This window comes from Acinetobacter sp. ABJ_C5_2 (genome assembly GCF_044538485.1).
GTDB classification, from domain to species: domain Bacteria; phylum Pseudomonadota; class Gammaproteobacteria; order Pseudomonadales; family Moraxellaceae; genus Acinetobacter; species Acinetobacter nosocomialis_A.
On the sequence record NZ_JBIUCS010000006.1, the window covers coordinates 56888 to 74496 of the forward strand.

Genomic DNA, 17609 nt, shown 5'->3' on the forward strand with positions numbered 1-17609 from the left:
CGCTTTATTTGTTGTTATTTAACTTGCGTAAAGCCGAGTTCAGAAGTTGCTCCAAAGTGATCCGTTACATTTGCTGTAATTGAGGCAACTTTGACTGTTGGCTTCCAATTGGCTTTTGCGTTGCCTTGTGCATCTGTAGCAACTGTTATAGTTCCTAAATATTGCTCAGCTTCTTTTGAAGTCGCTTTTTGATTGCCAAAAAACTCAACTTGGTAACGTTGGTTTGGTAAACCATTCACCTCTATATTAACTGAACCTTTATTTGCTGTTAACTTAGGCGCTTTAATACCCTGATTAGGTTGAGAATTACAACCTTGTTCATTTGGCTGAGTACATGTTTTTTGTAGTTTAGATGGTTCAATCACCACACCACCACCACGAGAGCCAACAAACCCTTCATGCTCAAGTGCAGGCACTCCAAATACAATTGCCCCTAAACGCTGATCTGGTACACATGAACCACCAGCTTCGCAGCGTTTAATATCTTTACCATTGTCCCAAATTAAGTTTTTAGTCAGTGTAATTCTTGCATTTGCATCTTTTTCAGAGCGAATGGCTACACCAATACGGTTACCATGTACTTTATTGCTATCAAGAATGTTGCCATCGCCTGTCATGTTGAAACCAATCGAGTTATTGGTCATTTCGTTGTAGGCAATATAGTTACGCTTACCCCAGTTAATCTGTAAACCATCCGAGTAGTTTTCGAATTTATTACCGACTACGGCATTATCATTACCCCACAAAATTTCAATACCTTGTGATGGCTCTGGGTTCGCTTTCGTTGAAACAAAATGGTTATTTGCAATTAAGTTAAACGCAGCGCCACGGGTCAGTTCTAAACCATCACCATTGTCTTGGAAGATATTGTCTAAAACTTTGTTGTTATTGGTCGTGGTTGCTGTTGGGTTACCTTGCCCGTCATCACCAGTAAGCATCACGCCAGCACCGCCATAGTTATTACTAATCCGGTTATGTTGAATAAGGTTATTGCTTGAACGGTTAACCAAAACACCAATACAGAAACGATGAATGTCTAAACCTTTTAAAGTGACATTATTGACGTCACGTAGTACCAATCCCGGTAAAGTCATGGTACGGACATTTGTTCCGTATTGTTCAGGGTTTGCACCAGGGCAAGCTTTTGCCCCTTCGCCTTTAATGTAATTTGAACCATCAATTGCGATGTATTCACCCGTTTTATCCCACTGGGTACCAATAATTTTGACAGGAGCTTTAATTTCAGGAAGTGCGCTATTTAATTTAATCGCATAAGGTGCTTTGCCTACCGCCTGAATCAAAATCTCGCTCGCTTCACTTGAATTTGCATTGGCTTGTTCAATTGCCCAGCGTAAAGAACCTTTATTGCTATCGTCTTGATAACGGTCAACAACATAAGTTTGGGCCACAGTTATTCCTGAAACCATCAAACCTAATGCAAGAGTAGTTAAACGTAATGTATTCATTTCATCATATCCTTATGATTTATGGGTTTGTTGGTTGAACGGTTTTTAAAATCTGTTTGAGCTTAGTCACATCAATTTGTCCTGGTGCAGAAGCCTGCCCAATCATGCCAAAGCTATAACTTCCGCCCATGTTGGCAGTCGCAACACGAGAAATCGTACCAAGTTGTCCCATCGACATGGTTAATAATGGTTTAGTGGTTTGCTGACTTACTTTTAAAGTTGCGTTCATTAAAGTGAAAACGTCTTGTTTGGATTTTGGCATTACGGCAATTTTTAGAATATCTGCCCCCATTTGATCTTGTTTTAACAGGCGTTTTTCAATTTCATCTTGGTTAGGCGTTTTTTGGAAGTCATGATTAGACATCACAATCAGCACTTTCTTTTGATGTGCTTTTTGAACAATCTCTGAAACTACTTTTTGATCACGGAACATTTCAACATCTAACCAATCCATGAATGGATTTTTTAAATAAGCCTGATAGGTCTTACCATAGTCAGCATCGGTAATTTCAAGCTGACCACCTTCGTTTTTAGTACGAATTGTGGCAATTAATGGCTTATTACCTAGAATCTTTTTTAATTCATGCCCCAATGCAATCACTTGTTTTGTATCACTTGCAAAACTGAGTAAGTCGATACGGAATTCTGCTAAATCAGCATCTGCTGTATTTGCAATCACTTGAGCTTGCGCTAAAGCTTGTTCTTTGGTTTTTGCTGTAATTGGAACAATTGTTTTAACTGCTGTAGTCGCAGGTTGTGTTTGAGTAGCTAAAGCAACAGGTTCAGCATTTACCTGTGCTGTAAAAAATGGGAGTGCAAGCAAACTTAAGCTTAATAATGTCTTCATTTTCATCTCTGTCATACCATCCTTTAAAAAGGCTACACGCATCCATGGACAATCATGTGTAGCCTTAGGTGTTTCTTAAATATCAAAAAATACTGTTTCGTTATCGCCTTGAATACGAATATCAAAGCGGTAAACAATTTCACCATTTTCTTCAAAACGTTTTGCAATAAGCGTTTGGCGACGCGGTGCCCACTCAATGCTATTTAAAATTGGGTCATTGCCATTTGCCTCAGCTTCATCTTCAAAATAAACACGTGTATGAAGACCTAAGTTAATACCGCGAGCGAAAATGACTAATGCAATATGCGGTGCTTGAGTTGAACCTTTGCGACCGGCTGTAGCACCTGGCTTAATTGTATTAAAGCTCCAGATACCTGTTTCAAAGTCAGCACCAGTACGACCCCAACCCTGAAATGCAGGATCAGCTTTTTGCTCACGCGTATCTGCCTGACTTGGGTAAATACCATTTGCATCGGCTTGCCAAATTTCAATCAGCACGTCGCGCAGCGGTAAACCTAATCCGTCAAATACCTGACCTTCAAGACGAATACGCTCGCCTTTGGTTTGGTCTTGTACTAACTGGTTATTAAAGTTGTTTTCAAACACTTCAATATTTGCTTGTTGTGGCAACAAACCAATGTGAACGTAAGGACCACCTGTTTGAGATGGAGTTTCTTTTAATTCCTGAAAATTCCAGTTATTCATGCTCGTGCTCCCGATTAAGTCAAATCATTTTCGAAGTAAGTCGCTCGACGACCACGTAAAGTGATGTCAAAACGGTAACAACGGCTATCAGCTTCGATAAAGTTGTTTTTATCTTCTAGTGCAATCAATGCACGACGTTGATCTTCAGAAGGAATCGTTTTTAAGATCGGGCAAGTATCGATAAGCGTATCGCCTTCAAAATAAAACTGCGAAATCAGGCGCTGCGCCCAACCATCAGCAATTAATGAGAAATGAATATGTGCAGGACGCCATTCATTAATACGGTTACGCCATGGGTACGGACCCGGTTTAATGGTACGGAAAATATAAAAACCGTTTTCATCAGTTAAGGTACGACCACAACCACCAAAGTTAGGATCCATTGCACCAATAAACTTGTCGTTTGGGTGACGGTAACGACCAGAAGCATTGGCTTGCCATACTTCTAGAAGTGCATTTTTTACAGGACGACCAAACTGGTCACGGACATAACCATGAACGATGACACGCTCACCAATTGGTAAACCATCTTTGGCATAGTTCAAAATCAAATCGTTATCTTTTGGACCAAACAGATTCGAAGAAAAATGCGGTGCAGTAACTTCAGTTAAAGTCTCATTAATAGAGATCAATGCATTTTTTGGCGAACGCAATACACTTGTTTTATAACCTGGCGTATACGCTGGTGGATGATCATCTGTATTACGTTGGGCGTAAGCACCCCAGCTATGTTGTGACATCTTTATCTCCTTAATCCTGTTCTTTCGCTGCAATTGGGTTGACTTCTATCCCCAACTCTTTAAAGACTTCTTCAGCCATATGCATTGCAGCATTTGCAGCAGGTAAACCTGCATAGAGTGAACTGTGTAAGATCAGCTCTTTTAAATCTTCTTTAGTTACGCCATTGTTAAAGCAAGCACGTAAATGCATGCGTAGTTCATCTTCACGACCTAGCGCCAATAAAATTGCGATAGTGACTAAACTACGTGTATGACGTGGAAGGCCCGGACGAGACCACACCTCACCCCATGCGTAACGGCTAATAAAATTTTGAAAATCTTGGTTAAAGTCATTTAAGTTCTGCAAAGACCGACCAACATGCTTTTCACCCAAAACTTCAGTCCGCACCTCAATGCCTTGTTTATAGCGTTGTTCATCATTCATTGTGATAGACCTCTATTAAGTTGCATCGGTATGCGCAACAATTGATTTAACAAATACAGCAACAGCCGCAGCAGTCGCTGGAATTAGTAATAAACTGAGAATGGCAGTAAACGACCAATCATTGCCGAGTAACACAGCCCCAATCCAAGCACCAAATACCGCGCCGAAACGTCCAATACCTGTCATCCAAGACACACCTGTTGCACGGCATTGCGTTGGATAAAAACGAGCACTTAAAGCAGGCATTGAAGATTGCGCACCATTAATCGCGATACCTGCACAAAGAACCAATACAGCAAGTAATGTTGAGTTTCCTAAGCTTTGACCAACAGCAATAGCAAATAGACCTGCGGCAAAGTAGAAAATGGCAATGACTCGGTTCGGGTTAAATTTGTCCATCGCCCAACCAATGAACAATGCACTGACCACACCACCAAACTGGAACAATCCACCAATAAATGCAGCACGCTCCATTGAAGCACCCGTTTCACGCATGAGTGTTGGTAACCAGCTTGTGAGCAAGTAAACAACCACTAAGCCCATGAAATAGGTCAACCAAAGTAAAAGTGTTCCTTTCGCATATGGTTTAGAAAACATAATTCCAAAGACATTTTTCTTTTGAGCTGTTTCAGTTTTCTCTTCAGGTACATGAAATGCAGTCGCATTTTGAATCTGAGCTGGTGCAATATGATTTAAGATTTTGCGTACTTTTTCTCGGTTCTTACCTTTAACAATTAGAAAGCGGTAAGACTCAGGTAGAACAAAAATCACTAAAATCATTAAGATCAAAGGTGACCAGCCACCCAATAAAAATAGACTGTGCCAACCATAAGTCGGGATGAGCCAGCTACTAATAAAGCCGCCTGTTGCCATACCTAAGTTGTAGCCACAAAACATACATGTCACGAGTAATGAACGAATGCGTGTTGGGCAGTATTCCGAAAACAATGTAGTAGCGTTCGGCATAGCAGCACCGAGCCCAATACCTGTCAAAAAGCGTAAAACAACTAGACTATCTAAGTTAGTTGCATAAGCAGATGCCAAGGTAAAACCACCGAACACAAGCATTGCAACAGCCAAAACAACTTTTCGGCCAAAGCGGTCCGCTGTTGGGCCAGAAACCAAAGCTCCAATAATCATTCCACCAAGTGCTGCGCTCATCACTGGCCCTAACTGAGAGCGATCAATTCCCCAATCTTGAGCCAAAGCTGGAGCAATAAAACCCATTGCAGCAGTATCGATACCATCAGTAAAAATAATTAAGAAACAGATGATTGCAATCATCCATTGATACTTACTGAGTGGAGCATCATTAATTAATGCTTGAGCATCGATACTTTTATTTGGTGCAGCGTAATCCTGAGACGCCATATTTGCCTCCTTAAGGCCAATTCCTTTTAAACTACTAAGCTATTAGATTTGCTGAATAAACCTAGTCAATTCCTGAGTAAATCTTTGTGGTTGCTCAATATTAGAAAGATGAGATGCTTCCAATTTAGCAATTTGACTGTTCTTAATAGCATTCTGCATAAACTCAGCATCTACTACTGTTGTCACTGGATCTGCCGTTCCTGCAATGAGCAATACTGGAACTTGGATTTGCGTAATTTCATCTCTTAAATCAGCATGTGCTAAAGCACGACACGCATTGGCATAACCTTGTGCTGGTGTGTTTGCCAGACTTTGAATCGTCGTTTGTGCAACCACATTATGTTGATAGTCGAATTTTTCGCTAAACCAACGTGTGTGCGTGGTTTTAACCAATTCAGCCAGTCCATTTTGTTCTACTGATTCTGCGCGACTCAACCACGCCTCAGCCTGTCCAATTTTTGCCGCCGAATTTGCGACAGTAATACTTAGAAAGCGCTCTGGGTAATGGATAGCTAACCAAAGCCCTGTAATTCCGCCCATTGAAATGCCACAAAAATGAGCTTTTTCAATATCTAAGGCATCTAAAATATCAGCAACATCTTCACCTAAATTTTGTAAAGATGATTCAGCGATCACATCACTTTCGCCATGACCACGTGTGTCGTATGTAATGACATTAAAATGACTTTTAAGCTCATCTACTTGCGGCTGCCACATTCCATGATCTGTTCCTAAGGAGTTAGATAACACAAGTGCTGGAGCATCTTTTAATCCGTCGGTATATACAGCGAGCTGTTTCCCTTGTCGATTGGTTATAAGCTGTTTCACTTTATGTCTCCTCCTTGTGCTTCTTGCAGAACAGCATCAATTTGAGCTTGAATGTTGCCCAAATAGTTTTCTGCTTTAAATATTTCCAAAATTTCTTTTTGACTAAAATGTTCTTTTACTTCATCTAACTGACTAACAACCTCAGATAAATGCTGCTTTTGAGCCACGGCTGTTTTACAAGCTGCTTCAACAACATGATGAGCATTTAAACGTCCAATTTTTGGAGCAAGCGCCATCATCACAGCTTCTGCCATAATCAGCCCGTTAGTGCATTCAAGGTTACGTTGCATATGCTCAGCATTAACTTCGAAACCTTCTAAAACTTCACCAGTGCGACTTAAAGCACCCGCACAAAGCTGAAAGATTTCTGGAACTGCCAACCATTCTGCATGCCATGCACCTAAGCTACGTTCATGTTCCTGCACCATGCTTTGATAGATGCTAGACATAAGTGCTGGTACACGATTTGCTGCTGCAAGTACTGAAGCTGCTGCCACTGGATTACGCTTATGCGGCATGGTTGATGAACCACCACGACCCTTTGCAGTTGGTTCAAACAATTCTGCAATTTCGGTTTGCATCATAAGAGACCAATCACGTGCCATCTTGCCCGTATTCCCGACAATGATGCCGAGCACACTTGCGATTTCTACAATGCGATCACGCTCACCATGCCATGTGCTTGTCGGTACAGTCAGATTCAGTTGCTGAGCAAATGCACTGACTACAAGCGAACCTTGATCTTGCAAAGAAGCTAATGAACCCACAGCACCACCTAACTGAGCAGTAAATACACGTGATTTCATAGCTTGGATACGATCTAAATCACGTTTAAATGCAGAAGCCCAACGAGCGAGTTTATGGCCTAAAGTAATTGGCAAAGCTTGCTGTAACCATGTACGTCCAATCATGACTTGATAGCGATATTGCTTAGCTTGTTGTAATGCAGCGGTGTAGCACTGTTGAAGTTGTGCTTCCACAATATTTAACGCATCGCGGCATTGCAAAATACAAGCTGTGTCTAAAATATCCTGACTTGTTGCGCCCCAATGCACATAACGTGAAGCATCTTCATCTACATCTTTAACAATTGCCGTAAGCTGCTTTACAAATGGAATTGCGATATTTCCAGCTAAGCCTGTGGCTACAGCCAAAGCGGAAAAGTCAAACTTTTCTATTGCCTGCTCAGCTACTTGGGCAATGGTATTAGCCGCATTTTGAGGAATCACACCAACTTTTGCCTGTGCTTGAGCTAACGCAACTTCAACCTGAATCATATATGTGATTAAAGATGAGTCACTAAAGATGTCCGTGACGTCTTTTTGATAAAACAAGCTGGCATATAACTGGCTCATGATTAGACTCTCTCAATAATCAATGCGATGCCTTGGCCTACACCAATACACATTGAACACAAAGCGTAACGACCACCTGTTTGCTCAAGCTGGTTTAATGCTGTAGTGACTAAACGTGCACCTGACGCACCCAGTGGATGGCCTAAAGCAATTGCACCGCCGTTTGGATTTACCTTGTCAGAATCATCTGGCAAACCTAAATCACGAGTCACGGCTAAAGCCTGTGCAGCAAAGGCTTCATTCAGCTCAATCACATCCATCTGATCTAAAGTCAGATTAGCTTGTTTAAGTAGTTTTTTTATGGCTGGTGCCGGAGCAAAGCCCATAATGCGTGGTTCTACACCCACTGCTGTTGAAGCAATGATTTTGGCACGTGGTTTGAGGTTATAAGCTTGAACTGCTTCATCAGAAGCAATAAGTAACGCGGCTGCACCATCGTTAATGCCTGAAGCATTACCCGCAGTCACAGAACCATCTGCTTTAACCACAGGCTTAAGTTTGCTTAAAGCTTCAAGTGTGGTCGATGCACGTGGATGCTCATCGGTATCAATCACCACAGCATCACCCTTACGCTGAGGGATTTCAACTGCTACGATTTCTTTAGAAAAAAAGCCTTTGGCTTGCGCGCTTGCGGTGCGTTGTTGGCTCACCAAGGCAAACTGGTCCTGATCTGCACGATTCACGTTGAACTGTTCAGCGACGTTTTCGGCAGTCTGGGGCATGGTGTCTACACCATACAATTCTTTAAGTTTAGGGTTAATGAAGCGCCAACCCATAGTGGTGTCTTCAATCTTCTGGCTACGGCCAAAAGCACTATCTGACTTACCCATCACATAAGGTGCACGGCTCATGCTTTCCACACCACCGGCAATCACCAAGTTTGCTTCACCTGCTTTAATGGCACGGGCAGCAATGGCAATCGCATCGAGTGAAGAACCGCACAAACGGTTAATGGTGGTTGCCGGCACTTGATACGGTAAACCTGCAAGCAGTGCTGACATACGACTGACATTACGGTTGTCTTCACCAGCTTGGTTGGCACAGCCATAAATCACATCATCGACCTGTTCCCAATCTACATTCGGGTTACGCTGGATTAAGGCTTTGATCGGTACAGCGCCAAGGTCATCGGCACGAACAGGAGCAAGGCCACCGGCATAACGACCGAATGGAGTACGGATGGCATCGATGATATAAGCGTTTTTTAATGTCATTTCCTTACTTCCTTACCCTTGAGTGGCATCAATCAAAGTTGCACCTGTTAAAGCCTGTAACTCATCAAAGCTAAGACCTTCTACTTTCTCAATCACCTTTAAACCATCTTTGGTCACATCAATCACACAAAGATCGGTGTAAATACGGTCTACGCAGTGTTTACCCGTAACCGGATAGCTCAGCTCAGCAACAATCTTTGGTTCACCTTGCTTGGTCACATGGTCTGTGGTGATAAATACCTTTTTAGCACCAACCGCCAAATCCATCGCACCACCTACCGCAGGAATTGCATCCGGTGCCCCCGTGTGCCAGTTCGCCAAGTCACCATTCGCAGCAACCTGAAATGCACCAAGTACAGCAATATCAAGGTGACCACCACGCATCATCGCAAATGAGTCGCCATGGTGGAAAAAGCTGCCGCCTTCAAGCATAGTCACAAACTCTTTACCCGCATTAATCAGTTCAGGGTCTTCTTCACCTGCAGCTGGCGGTGGGCCAAAAGCCAATAGGCCATTTTCAGAATGAAGAAAAATATCTTTATCATCAGGTAAGTAGCTTGCAATCTTGGTTGGTAAGCCAATACCCAAGTTCACATAGGCGCCATCTGGAATATCTTGCGCCACACGTTTTGCAATCTGGTCACGGCTGAGTTTCTGGTAGCTCATGTTATTTCTCCTTATTGCTTACTGTGCTGGCGCTACTTGTACAACGTGCTGTACAAAGATACCTGGGGTGATGATGTGCTCTGGGTCTAAACCACCTAGCTCCACAACTTCAGAAACCTGAGCAATAGTGACATCAGCAGCCATGGCCATGATCGGGCCAAAGTTACGTGCAGATTTACGGTAAACCAGATTGCCCCAACGGTCGCCCTTGTAAGCTTTAATCAAGGCAAAGTCAGCTTTAATCGGATACTCAAGCACATAATCTTTCCCATCAATCTCACGGGTTTCTTTACCTTCAGCTAAAAGTGTTCCAAAGCCTGTTGGTGTAAACACAGCACCTAGCCCCATACCGGCTGCCTGAATACGACACGCCAGATTACCTTGCGGTACCACTTCAAGTTCAACCTTTCCGGCACGGTACAGCTCATCAAACACATAAGAGTCTGACTGACGTGGGAAAGAGCAAATCACTTTTTTAACAGAACCGGCTTTAAGCAGTTTCGCCAGACCATAATCGCCATTACCGGCGTTATTGCTCACAATGGTTAAACCTTTAACACCGAGTTCAATAAGACCGTCAATGAGTTCAGCGGGTTGTCCTGCGGTACCAAAACCACCAATCAGAATGGTTGCACCATCTTTAATTTGCGATAGAACCTCGCTTAGTGAGGACTTACTTTTGTCAATCATTAGACAACTCCATTGTGCTCATTGAAGAAGAGAGAGGTAAGAGAGTTAGGCACACTGAGGCGAGAAGAATAGATAAATATTTCACTCAATCCCGAGTGTTTCCCTTAGATTTCCCTTTTAAACATTTTTGATAATTTTCGTATTTTGATCTAGTAAGCTATATATAGTTTTGTTCGATTTAGGATTTTTTTGTTCGACTATCGAACATTATCTAAGAAATCACTTATTCAATCTTACAAATTCAAGTTGTAAAAAAATACTAATTATTTTGGATAGATATGTAGAAAAACCACACCTGCTTAGGCTATTCTAAAGGTAAAAATTACCACCTATTCTGTACATAAAAAATCTTAAGTTTGTGATTGTAAAATCAAGCGAGCAAGTTCTAAATCATCGGGGTAAGTAATTTTTATATTATCAGAACGACCCATGACCACCTGTACACTTTCTCCCATAGACTCAAGTGCACTCGCCTCATCAGTAATAGTCAAATTATTTTTTAGGGCTGTTTCTATTGCTTTTTTAAGGGTTCCAATTTTAGCAATTTGAGGAGTTTGAGCCTGCCACAACAACTCTCGACTCACAGTTTTGTCAATTTGCTGTTCTTTATTTACTTGTTTTAGCGTATCGCGCACAGGAATTGCCAAAATTGCACTTTGATTTGTTTCAACTGCAGTTTTAACGAGAGCGTTAAGGCATTCAAAAGTCACACAAGGCCTTGCAGCATCATGTACCAATACCCAATCATTTTCATCCGCAATCTGCAATAGATAACTCAAAGCATTTAATACTGAGTGCACACGTTCAGCACCACCACTACAAAAATGGGCTTTATGTTTATCCTGAAAAGCTAAAGTCGAGGCAAAATTATCCTGTGCACCAATTGCTAAGACATAGCCACTTAGTGGAAGTTGAGTTAAACGTTTAACTGTATGCTCTAAAACAGTAGCTTCTTGAATGTATTGATATTGCTTTAATTCAGTTTTGGAAAACCGACTTCCCGAACCAGCAGCAGGGATAACCGCCCATAATTTAATCTGGGATGTCTGGGGATGGAGGTGTCTCATTAGTTTCCAAATCTACTTTAGCGTTCGGGTCAATATAAATAGGCTTATAATTGGTACTAATTGTACTCATTTGCACAAATGTTTCATGAGGCTTAACTAAACCAAGATCAAGACGAGCATGCTCTTCTATTGCTTCTGTACCATTTTTTAGGTCAAAAACCTCAGCTGCCAAAATGCGGTTTCGCTCTTTAAGCTCATCATTTACTTCGGCTTGTTGTTGGATTTGTTGCATAAGCGCTTGATGAGGAAAATAACCACCCTCACCTAACCAGAACTGATATTGCAATATAGCTACTAAAACAATAACCAGTAGCAATATAAGTTTGCTTGAAGTGGATCGAAATACTTCTAACATAGCATTAAGAGCTTTAATTAAAAACTTTTATTAAGTTTTTGTATTGTATGACAATTTACAAGCGACATGCAAAATACCTGCAAAATTCCTGCAAAACTATGAATGGTCATATTACTTTAAATTGACCATTGTGACATGTTTCATTTTGTCAAAATTAAACTCAATTGGAAAGGAAAATAATGTTTATAAACACAACTGTTTATAAATCAATCTATGGATATAAAAGTTACTCTTAAGAATGATTAAAAACTGCAAATATCATAGAAAAACCAGCAACCACTAACATACAATCCAGCAATAAATTAAAAGTTTTCTCAGACATCTTTATTACAAAAGTTTTGCCAATATAGTTACCAATAATTAGAGAAAAACCAACAGCAACTCCCGCAATTAAAATATTTTGTTGTAAAACACCTAATGCACCAAAAGTTAAGCTTTTCGTTACGTAAATACCAAATGAAGCAGCTGCCTCTGTCGCCAAGAGGGCTCCCTTCGTTAAACCGAAACCATTAAAAACTGGGAGTAATAAGGGGCCTGTCGAGAAAACAACACCTGTAATATAGCCAAGCACACCACCTGCAATAATCATTTGCCATGAACTAAATTTAAAACTATGGCGTTTGGCATAATGCCTAATCGGTATTAAACAGAAGAAAAATATACCTATACATAAGTTAGACAATACAGGTGACATGACCCATAAGGTATTGGCCCCTAATATCGTTGCTGGTATGCCTAAACTAGTAAATAAAAGAAATGCTTTAATATTAAGTTCTTTACGCCACATCACTACACGTGAAATATTCCCCATGATTGCAGCAATCGCCATAATAGGTACCGCAAGTTTCGCCCCAAAAATATAAGAAAGAATAGGCAATAAAATAATAGATGACCCAGTCCCTACTACCCCACTAATCAGTCCTGATAGAACCCCAATAACAGCAAGTGCTACATAGATCATAGGCCTAACCAAAATAATTATTCTTAAGTGTCTACAATAGTCTAGGTTTTAAAATCGTACTATAGCTCTCTTCTGCTTTCGGCATTTAAATTTTTTCAAAAATAATTAAATACCTATGAGCTTAGATGAATAATGCTTTTATAAAAACACATATTCCTCATACTTTTAACCAATAACTACTTAAAAAGTATATTTTTTTCATTTTTATTTTGATAACAATTTTAAATGTATTTTTGATACATATTTTAAATAAGCGAGAAAAAAAGATGGATTTTTCTAATATTTTTATAGGTGACACAACGTGGCCCTTTGTTTTAGAAATATTAATTCGCTGTACTGTCATGTTCATTATCATTATTAGTTTTTTAAGACTATCTGGTAAACGCGGTATTCGGCAACTCTCCTTATTCGAATTGGCTATCATTTTATGTTTAGGGTCTGCTGCTGGCGATCCTATGTTTACTAAAGATTTACCCATTGCCCACGCATTCGTAGCTTTTATAGTTATTCTTTCATTATATCGTTTTGTTACATGGGGTATGGTAAAGCACAAAAAAATTGAAAACTTGTTAGAAGGAAGAGCTCTTTGCGTCGTCAAAGATGGCCTTCTCGTCTATAAGGACTTCCAAAAACAGACATATTCTCATGACGAATTTTTCTCAGAAATGCGCCAACAAAACGTAGAGCACTTAGGTCAAGTCAGAACAGCGCTGCTTGAATCCGATGGCATTTTGAGCTTACTTTATTATGAGGATGAAGATGTTAAATGGGGACTCCCTTTATTTCCAGATGCCTATCGCAAAGCTGATGTACTTAAAATTAATACTTTTTATTCTTGTATGAAATGTGGCGAGACTAAGGTTTTAAATAAACTCGATCAAGAATGTTCTCGTTGTCATCATCATAGTTGGGCTGAATCTTTAAAAACTCGGCGTTTAGGATAAATAAAAAAGTGCTATTTCTAAGAAGTAGAAATAGCACTTTTATTTTAAATATTAATTTTTCATCAATATTTAAATAAGCAAAGCATTATTCAAAAGATTAGTTTAAACCTTTGAACTCAGCTTTACCGCGGTAAGCCGCTTTAGTCATTTCTTCAATACGAAGCAATTGGTTATATTTAGCAACACGGTCAGAACGGCAAAGTGAACCAGTCTTGATTTGACCTGCTGCTGTACCTACTGCTAAATCAGCAATAGTTGAATCTTCTGTTTCACCAGAACGGTGAGAAATAACAGTTGAGTAACCATTTGCTTTAGCAAGGTAGATTGCATCTAAAGTTTCAGTCAATGTACCGATCTGGTTATATTTGATCAGAATTGAGTTACCCACTTTCTCATCAATACCGCGTTGTAAAATCTTAGGATTAGTTACGAATAAATCGTCACCAACTAATTGGATTTTGTCACCAAGAATTGAAGTTAAGTAGCTCCAACCTTCCCAATCAGACTCGTCAAGACCATCTTCAATCGAGATAATTGGATATTGATTTACAAGACCAGCTAAGTAGTCTGCAAACTGATGGCTTGTAAATGCACGGTTGCCTTCGCCTTCTAAAACGTATTGACCGTTTTTATAGAATTCTGAAGATGCACAGTCAAGTGCAAGCATCATGTCTGAACCAGCTTTATAACCAGTTTGCTCAATTGCTTGAAGAATTACAGTAATTGCTTCTTCGTTTGAACGAAGGTTAGGAGCAAAACCACCTTCATCACCTACAGCAGTGTTCAAACCTTGTTTCTTTAAAACTGATTTTAAAGAATGGAATACTTCAGCACCAGCACGTAAAGCTTCAGCAAATGAAGTGAAACCTACAGGCTCAATCATGAACTCTTGAATATCAACAGTGTTATCTGCATGCTCACCGCCGTTCAAGATGTTCATCATTGGAACAGGCATAGTCAAAATTGTTTGACCACGAAGATCTGCGATATATTGGAAAAGAGGGAGTTTCTTTTCTTCAGCAGCAGCGCGTGCAGCAGCCAATGACACAGCCAAAGTTGCGTTAGCACCTAATTTTTCTTTGTTTTCAGTGCCATCAAGCGCGATCATTGTGTTATCAATGTCTTTTTGCTCAAAAACTGATTTACCCAACAAAGCATCACGAATCAACGTATTTACGTTGTTAACTGCTGTACGAACGCCTTTACCTAAGTAACGTGATTTGTCACCGTCACGAAGTTCTAAAGCTTCACGAGAACCAGTTGAAGCACCAGATGGTGCACATGCACGACCAACCACCCCAGATTCTAAGATGACGTCTGCTTCGATGGTTGGGTTACCACGAGAGTCCAAAATTTCACGTGCACGAATGTCAACGATTTGGCTCATGAACAATTCCTCTGTTGAATGAATAACGCGATGCAAGTTCCTGCATCAATGAGTATCTAACTTTTTGAATCCTTTAACTAAAGTATCCAATTCTTTTAGTTGTGCCAAGAATGGCTCAAGCTGCGACAGGCGCAATGCAGATGGACCATCACATTTTGCTTTGTCTGGATCTGGATGAGACTCTAGGAATAATCCCGCTAAACCTGTTGCCATACCTGCGCGCGCTAAAGTTGTAATTTGAGCACGACGACCACCAGCTGAGTCAGAACGACCACCTGGAGTTTGTAAAGCATGAGTCACGTCAAAGAATACAGGTACATTCATTTCTTTCATGATGTCAAAGCCAAGCATATCTACAACTAAATTGTTATAGCCAAATGCTGAGCCACGCTCACAAAGAATAAGTTTGTCATTTCCAGCTTCTAAACATTTATGCAAAATATGGCGCATTTCATGAGGAGCCAAGAACTGTGCTTTTTTAATGTTGATAATAGCTTGTGTTTTCGCCATTGCTTCAACAAGATCAGTTTGACGACTTAAGAAAGCTGGAAGCTGGATAATATCAGCGACTTCGGCAACTGGTGCTGCCTGATATGGTTCATGAACGTCAGTAATAATTGGCACATTAAAATGTTTTTTAATGTCGCCTAACCATTCAATACCTTTTTCGAGTCCAGGACCACGGAATGAATGCAAACTAGAACGGTTTGCTTTATCAAAGCTCGCCTTAAATACATAAGGAATATCTAGGCGTTTACAAATATCAATATAAGTTTCAGCAATTTCAAAAGCTAAATCTTTTGACTCAAGTACGTTCATTCCGCCAAATAATACAAATGGCAAATGATTTGCCATTTGTATATCGCCTAAACGTACAACTTCTTGTGGTTTTAATTGTGACATTTAAACTTTCCCAGTTTATTTAAAATCGCATTACTTACTTTTTTGATGCTGTGTTTTCGCAGCGTCAATAAAACTAGCAAATAAAGGATGTCCATCACGTGGTGAACTTGTAAATTCCGGGTGGAATTGTACAGCAATAAACCAAGGATGATCAGGAATTTCTACAGTTTCAACTAAATGTTGTGCTGAAGAATAACCTGAAATCTTCATGCCCGCTTGTTCAATCGCCTCAATGAAACGATTATTCATTTCATAACGGTGACGATGACGTTCAGTGATCTCAGCTTTTCCGTAGACTTCACGTGTTTTTGTGCCTTCAACCAATTCAGATTTTTGTGCACCTAAACGCATTGTTCCGCCCAAGTCAGACTCAAGACTACGTTGTTGTAATTCACCACGCTCATCTAACCATTCAGTAATTAAACCAATGAGTGGATATTTTGTAGAGCGGTTAAATTCTGTAGAAGAAGCTTCTGGCATACCTGCAACATGGCGAGCATATTCAATAACAGCCAATTGCATACCTAAACAGATTCCTAAGAAAGGAATGCGATTTTCACGTGCGTATTGAATAGCTTTCATTTTGCCTTCAGTACCACGTTCACCAAAACCACCTGGAACTAAAATTGCGTCAGCTGTACTTAAAATAGATACGTCTTGGCTTTCAAGCTCTTCAGCATTGACATAATCAATTTGTACTTTTACGCGATTTTTAATACCTGCGTGCAACAATGCTTCGTTTACAGACTTATAAGCATCTGGTAATTCAACATATTTACCAACCATAGCGACACGTAAAGTGTATTCAGGGTTCAATAATGCTTCAACTACATTGTCCCAATCTTCTAGATTTGCTTCTGGAAGATCATTAAATCCAAAACGCTCACAGATCAAGTCATCAACGTTTTGTTCATAGAATGTACGTGGAATTTGATAAATCGTTTTCGCATCTTTACATACCACTACAGCGCGTGCTTCTACGTTAGTGAACAATGCAATTTTGCGTTTAGTATCAACATCAACATCATATTCTGTACGGCAGATCAGAATATCTGGCTGAATACCAATTGAAAGTAACTCTTTTACAGAGTGCTGAGTTGGCTTAGTTTTTAACTCTGCTGCTGACTTAATATATGGCAACAAAGTTAAATGCATAAGCATGGTACGTTTATGACCAAGCTCAACCATTAACTGACGAACCGACTCCATGAACGGTAATGATTCGATATCACCTACGGTGCCACCAATCTCTACGATAGCAACATCATAGCCTTCACCTGCGCGAAGAACACGTTCTTTAATATTGTCGGTAATATGAGGAATAACCTGAACTGTACCACCTAAGTAATCACCACGACGTTCTTTATTTAAAACGTCTTGATATACACGACCACTCGTAAAGTTGTTTAGTTTGGTCATTTTCGCGCGACGTAAGAAACGTTCGTAATAACCCAGATCCAGATCGGTTTCTGCACCATCTTCGGTAACAAAAACTTCACCATGCTGGAATGGGCTCATTGTCCCTGGATCGACATTAATATAAGGATCCATTTTAACCATTGTGACTTTTAAGCCACGAGCTTCCAAAAGTGCAGCAACAGAAGCAGCAGAAATACCTTTACCTAGCGATGAAACCACACCACCAGTGACAAAAATAAAATGGGTCATTAAGTTTCTCGTACAATC

The 17609-nt window shown here is 40.3% G+C and carries 18 protein-coding genes; 1 reads left to right on the top strand and 17 read right to left on the bottom strand.

Annotated features, from left to right (window positions below; all coding sequences use genetic code 11):
* Positions 1–14: 14 nt before the first annotated feature.
* The 14 genes from ACH8JV_RS09220 to ACH8JV_RS09285 form a co-directional block, all read right to left on the bottom strand.
* Positions 15–1466: a NosD domain-containing protein gene (locus ACH8JV_RS09220; protein WP_396520856.1), complete on the bottom strand. Its 1452-nt coding sequence runs from the start codon at positions 1464–1466 to the stop codon at positions 15–17.
* Between the two features lie 19 nt (positions 1467–1485).
* Positions 1486–2313, bottom strand: a complete 828-nt coding sequence (gene aroD, locus ACH8JV_RS09225) for a type I 3-dehydroquinate dehydratase (protein ID WP_396520858.1) — start codon at positions 2311–2313, stop codon at positions 1486–1488.
* Positions 2314–2388: 75 nt separating this feature from the next.
* The gene (pcaG, locus tag ACH8JV_RS09230; RefSeq protein WP_060466640.1) at positions 2389–3018 is read right to left on the bottom strand and encodes a protocatechuate 3,4-dioxygenase subunit alpha; all 630 of its coding nucleotides are present in this window, start codon (positions 3016–3018) and stop codon (positions 2389–2391) included.
* Between the two features lie 14 nt (positions 3019–3032).
* A complete protein-coding gene (pcaH, locus tag ACH8JV_RS09235; RefSeq protein ID WP_000077912.1) occupies positions 3033–3758 on the bottom strand; it encodes a protocatechuate 3,4-dioxygenase subunit beta in 726 nt (241 codons plus the stop codon).
* A gap of 10 nt (positions 3759–3768) precedes the next feature.
* Positions 3769–4182 (bottom strand): 4-carboxymuconolactone decarboxylase, encoded by a 414-nt coding sequence (gene pcaC / locus ACH8JV_RS09240; RefSeq protein WP_000997505.1) that lies wholly within the window; start codon positions 4180–4182, stop codon positions 3769–3771.
* 15 nt (positions 4183–4197) lie between these two features.
* Positions 4198–5553 carry an MFS transporter gene (locus ACH8JV_RS09245; RefSeq protein ID WP_396520861.1) on the bottom strand — a complete coding sequence of 452 codons (1356 nt, stop codon included), beginning with the start codon at positions 5551–5553 and terminating at the stop codon, positions 4198–4200.
* 42 nt (positions 5554–5595) lie between these two features.
* Positions 5596–6381 carry a 3-oxoadipate enol-lactonase gene (pcaD, locus tag ACH8JV_RS09250; RefSeq protein WP_396520863.1) on the bottom strand — a complete coding sequence of 262 codons (786 nt, stop codon included), beginning with the start codon at positions 6379–6381 and terminating at the stop codon, positions 5596–5598.
* A complete protein-coding gene (gene pcaB / locus ACH8JV_RS09255) occupies positions 6378–7736 on the bottom strand; it encodes a 3-carboxy-cis,cis-muconate cycloisomerase (RefSeq protein WP_396520865.1) in 1359 nt (452 codons plus the stop codon). The genes pcaD and pcaB overlap by 4 nt, the downstream gene beginning before the upstream one ends.
* A gap of 2 nt (positions 7737–7738) precedes the next feature.
* Positions 7739–8950, bottom strand: a complete 1212-nt coding sequence (pcaF, locus tag ACH8JV_RS09260) for a 3-oxoadipyl-CoA thiolase (protein ID WP_396520867.1) — start codon at positions 8948–8950, stop codon at positions 7739–7741.
* A gap of 12 nt (positions 8951–8962) precedes the next feature.
* Complete coding sequence (locus tag ACH8JV_RS09265; protein WP_005305953.1) at positions 8963–9616, bottom strand: 3-oxoacid CoA-transferase subunit B; 654 nt, start codon at positions 9614–9616, stop codon at positions 8963–8965.
* A gap of 18 nt (positions 9617–9634) precedes the next feature.
* Positions 9635–10306, bottom strand: a complete 672-nt coding sequence (locus tag ACH8JV_RS09270; RefSeq protein WP_005069060.1) for a 3-oxoacid CoA-transferase subunit A — start codon at positions 10304–10306, stop codon at positions 9635–9637.
* 350 nt (positions 10307–10656) lie between these two features.
* A complete protein-coding gene (gene ispD, locus ACH8JV_RS09275; protein WP_396520870.1) occupies positions 10657–11373 on the bottom strand; it encodes a 2-C-methyl-D-erythritol 4-phosphate cytidylyltransferase in 717 nt (238 codons plus the stop codon).
* Positions 11339–11728, bottom strand: a complete 390-nt coding sequence (ftsB, locus tag ACH8JV_RS09280; RefSeq protein ID WP_004701341.1) for a cell division protein FtsB — start codon at positions 11726–11728, stop codon at positions 11339–11341. The genes ispD and ftsB overlap by 35 nt, the downstream gene beginning before the upstream one ends.
* 232 nt (positions 11729–11960) lie before the next feature.
* Positions 11961–12689 (bottom strand): sulfite exporter TauE/SafE family protein, encoded by a 729-nt coding sequence (locus tag ACH8JV_RS09285; protein ID WP_396520872.1) that lies wholly within the window; start codon positions 12687–12689, stop codon positions 11961–11963.
* Between the two features lie 266 nt (positions 12690–12955).
* Between ACH8JV_RS09285 and ACH8JV_RS09290 the strand changes: the two genes are divergently transcribed.
* Positions 12956–13633, top strand: a complete 678-nt coding sequence (locus tag ACH8JV_RS09290; protein ID WP_396520874.1) for a DUF421 domain-containing protein — start codon at positions 12956–12958, stop codon at positions 13631–13633.
* A 97-nt stretch (positions 13634–13730) separates the two neighbouring features.
* Here ACH8JV_RS09290 and eno read toward each other — a convergent pair whose 3' ends face one another.
* Genes eno through ACH8JV_RS09305 form a run of 3 tightly spaced genes read right to left on the bottom strand, consistent with a single transcriptional unit; the run spans position 13731 to position 17591 of the window.
* Positions 13731–15020 (bottom strand): phosphopyruvate hydratase, encoded by a 1290-nt coding sequence (gene eno / locus ACH8JV_RS09295; protein ID WP_004701335.1) that lies wholly within the window; start codon positions 15018–15020, stop codon positions 13731–13733.
* Between the two features lie 45 nt (positions 15021–15065).
* Entirely contained in the window at positions 15066–15923 is an 858-nt protein-coding gene (gene kdsA, locus ACH8JV_RS09300) for a 3-deoxy-8-phosphooctulonate synthase (RefSeq protein WP_000080538.1), read from the bottom strand.
* A gap of 30 nt (positions 15924–15953) precedes the next feature.
* Positions 15954–17591 carry a CTP synthase gene (locus ACH8JV_RS09305; RefSeq protein WP_263613838.1) on the bottom strand — a complete coding sequence of 546 codons (1638 nt, stop codon included), beginning with the start codon at positions 17589–17591 and terminating at the stop codon, positions 15954–15956.
* Between the last annotated feature and the right edge of the window lie 18 nt (positions 17592–17609).

What these genes read in the sequence shown, in the direction of transcription:
- ACH8JV_RS09220 (WP_396520856.1), bottom strand. Translation starts at nt 1,466, where the DNA reads ATGAATACATTACGTTTAACTACTCTTGCATTAGGTTTGATGGTTTCA.
- aroD (WP_396520858.1), bottom strand. Translation starts at nt 2,313, where the DNA reads ATGAAGACATTATTAAGCTTAAGTTTGCTTGCACTCCCATTTTTTACA.
- pcaG (WP_060466640.1), bottom strand. Translation starts at nt 3,018, where the DNA reads ATGAATAACTGGAATTTTCAGGAATTAAAAGAAACTCCATCTCAAACA.
- pcaH (WP_000077912.1), bottom strand. Translation starts at nt 3,758, where the DNA reads ATGTCACAACATAGCTGGGGTGCTTACGCCCAACGTAATACAGATGAT.
- pcaC (WP_000997505.1), bottom strand. Translation starts at nt 4,182, where the DNA reads ATGAATGATGAACAACGCTATAAACAAGGCATTGAGGTGCGGACTGAA.
- ACH8JV_RS09245 (WP_396520861.1), bottom strand. Translation starts at nt 5,553, where the DNA reads ATGGCGTCTCAGGATTACGCTGCACCAAATAAAAGTATCGATGCTCAA.
- pcaB (WP_396520865.1), bottom strand. Translation starts at nt 7,736, where the DNA reads ATGAGCCAGTTATATGCCAGCTTGTTTTATCAAAAAGACGTCACGGAC.
- pcaF (WP_396520867.1), bottom strand. Translation starts at nt 8,950, where the DNA reads ATGACATTAAAAAACGCTTATATCATCGATGCCATCCGTACTCCATTC.
- ACH8JV_RS09265 (WP_005305953.1), bottom strand. Translation starts at nt 9,616, where the DNA reads ATGAGCTACCAGAAACTCAGCCGTGACCAGATTGCAAAACGTGTGGCG.
- ACH8JV_RS09270 (WP_005069060.1), bottom strand. Translation starts at nt 10,306, where the DNA reads ATGATTGACAAAAGTAAGTCCTCACTAAGCGAGGTTCTATCGCAAATT.
- ispD (WP_396520870.1), bottom strand. Translation starts at nt 11,373, where the DNA reads ATGAGACACCTCCATCCCCAGACATCCCAGATTAAATTATGGGCGGTT.
- ftsB (WP_004701341.1), bottom strand. Translation starts at nt 11,728, where the DNA reads ATGTTAGAAGTATTTCGATCCACTTCAAGCAAACTTATATTGCTACTG.
- ACH8JV_RS09285 (WP_396520872.1), bottom strand. Translation starts at nt 12,689, where the DNA reads ATGATCTATGTAGCACTTGCTGTTATTGGGGTTCTATCAGGACTGATT.
- ACH8JV_RS09290 (WP_396520874.1), top strand. Translation starts at nt 12,956, where the DNA reads ATGGATTTTTCTAATATTTTTATAGGTGACACAACGTGGCCCTTTGTT.
- eno (WP_004701335.1), bottom strand. Translation starts at nt 15,020, where the DNA reads ATGAGCCAAATCGTTGACATTCGTGCACGTGAAATTTTGGACTCTCGT.
- kdsA (WP_000080538.1), bottom strand. Translation starts at nt 15,923, where the DNA reads ATGTCACAATTAAAACCACAAGAAGTTGTACGTTTAGGCGATATACAA.
- ACH8JV_RS09305 (WP_263613838.1), bottom strand. Translation starts at nt 17,591, where the DNA reads ATGACCCATTTTATTTTTGTCACTGGTGGTGTGGTTTCATCGCTAGGT.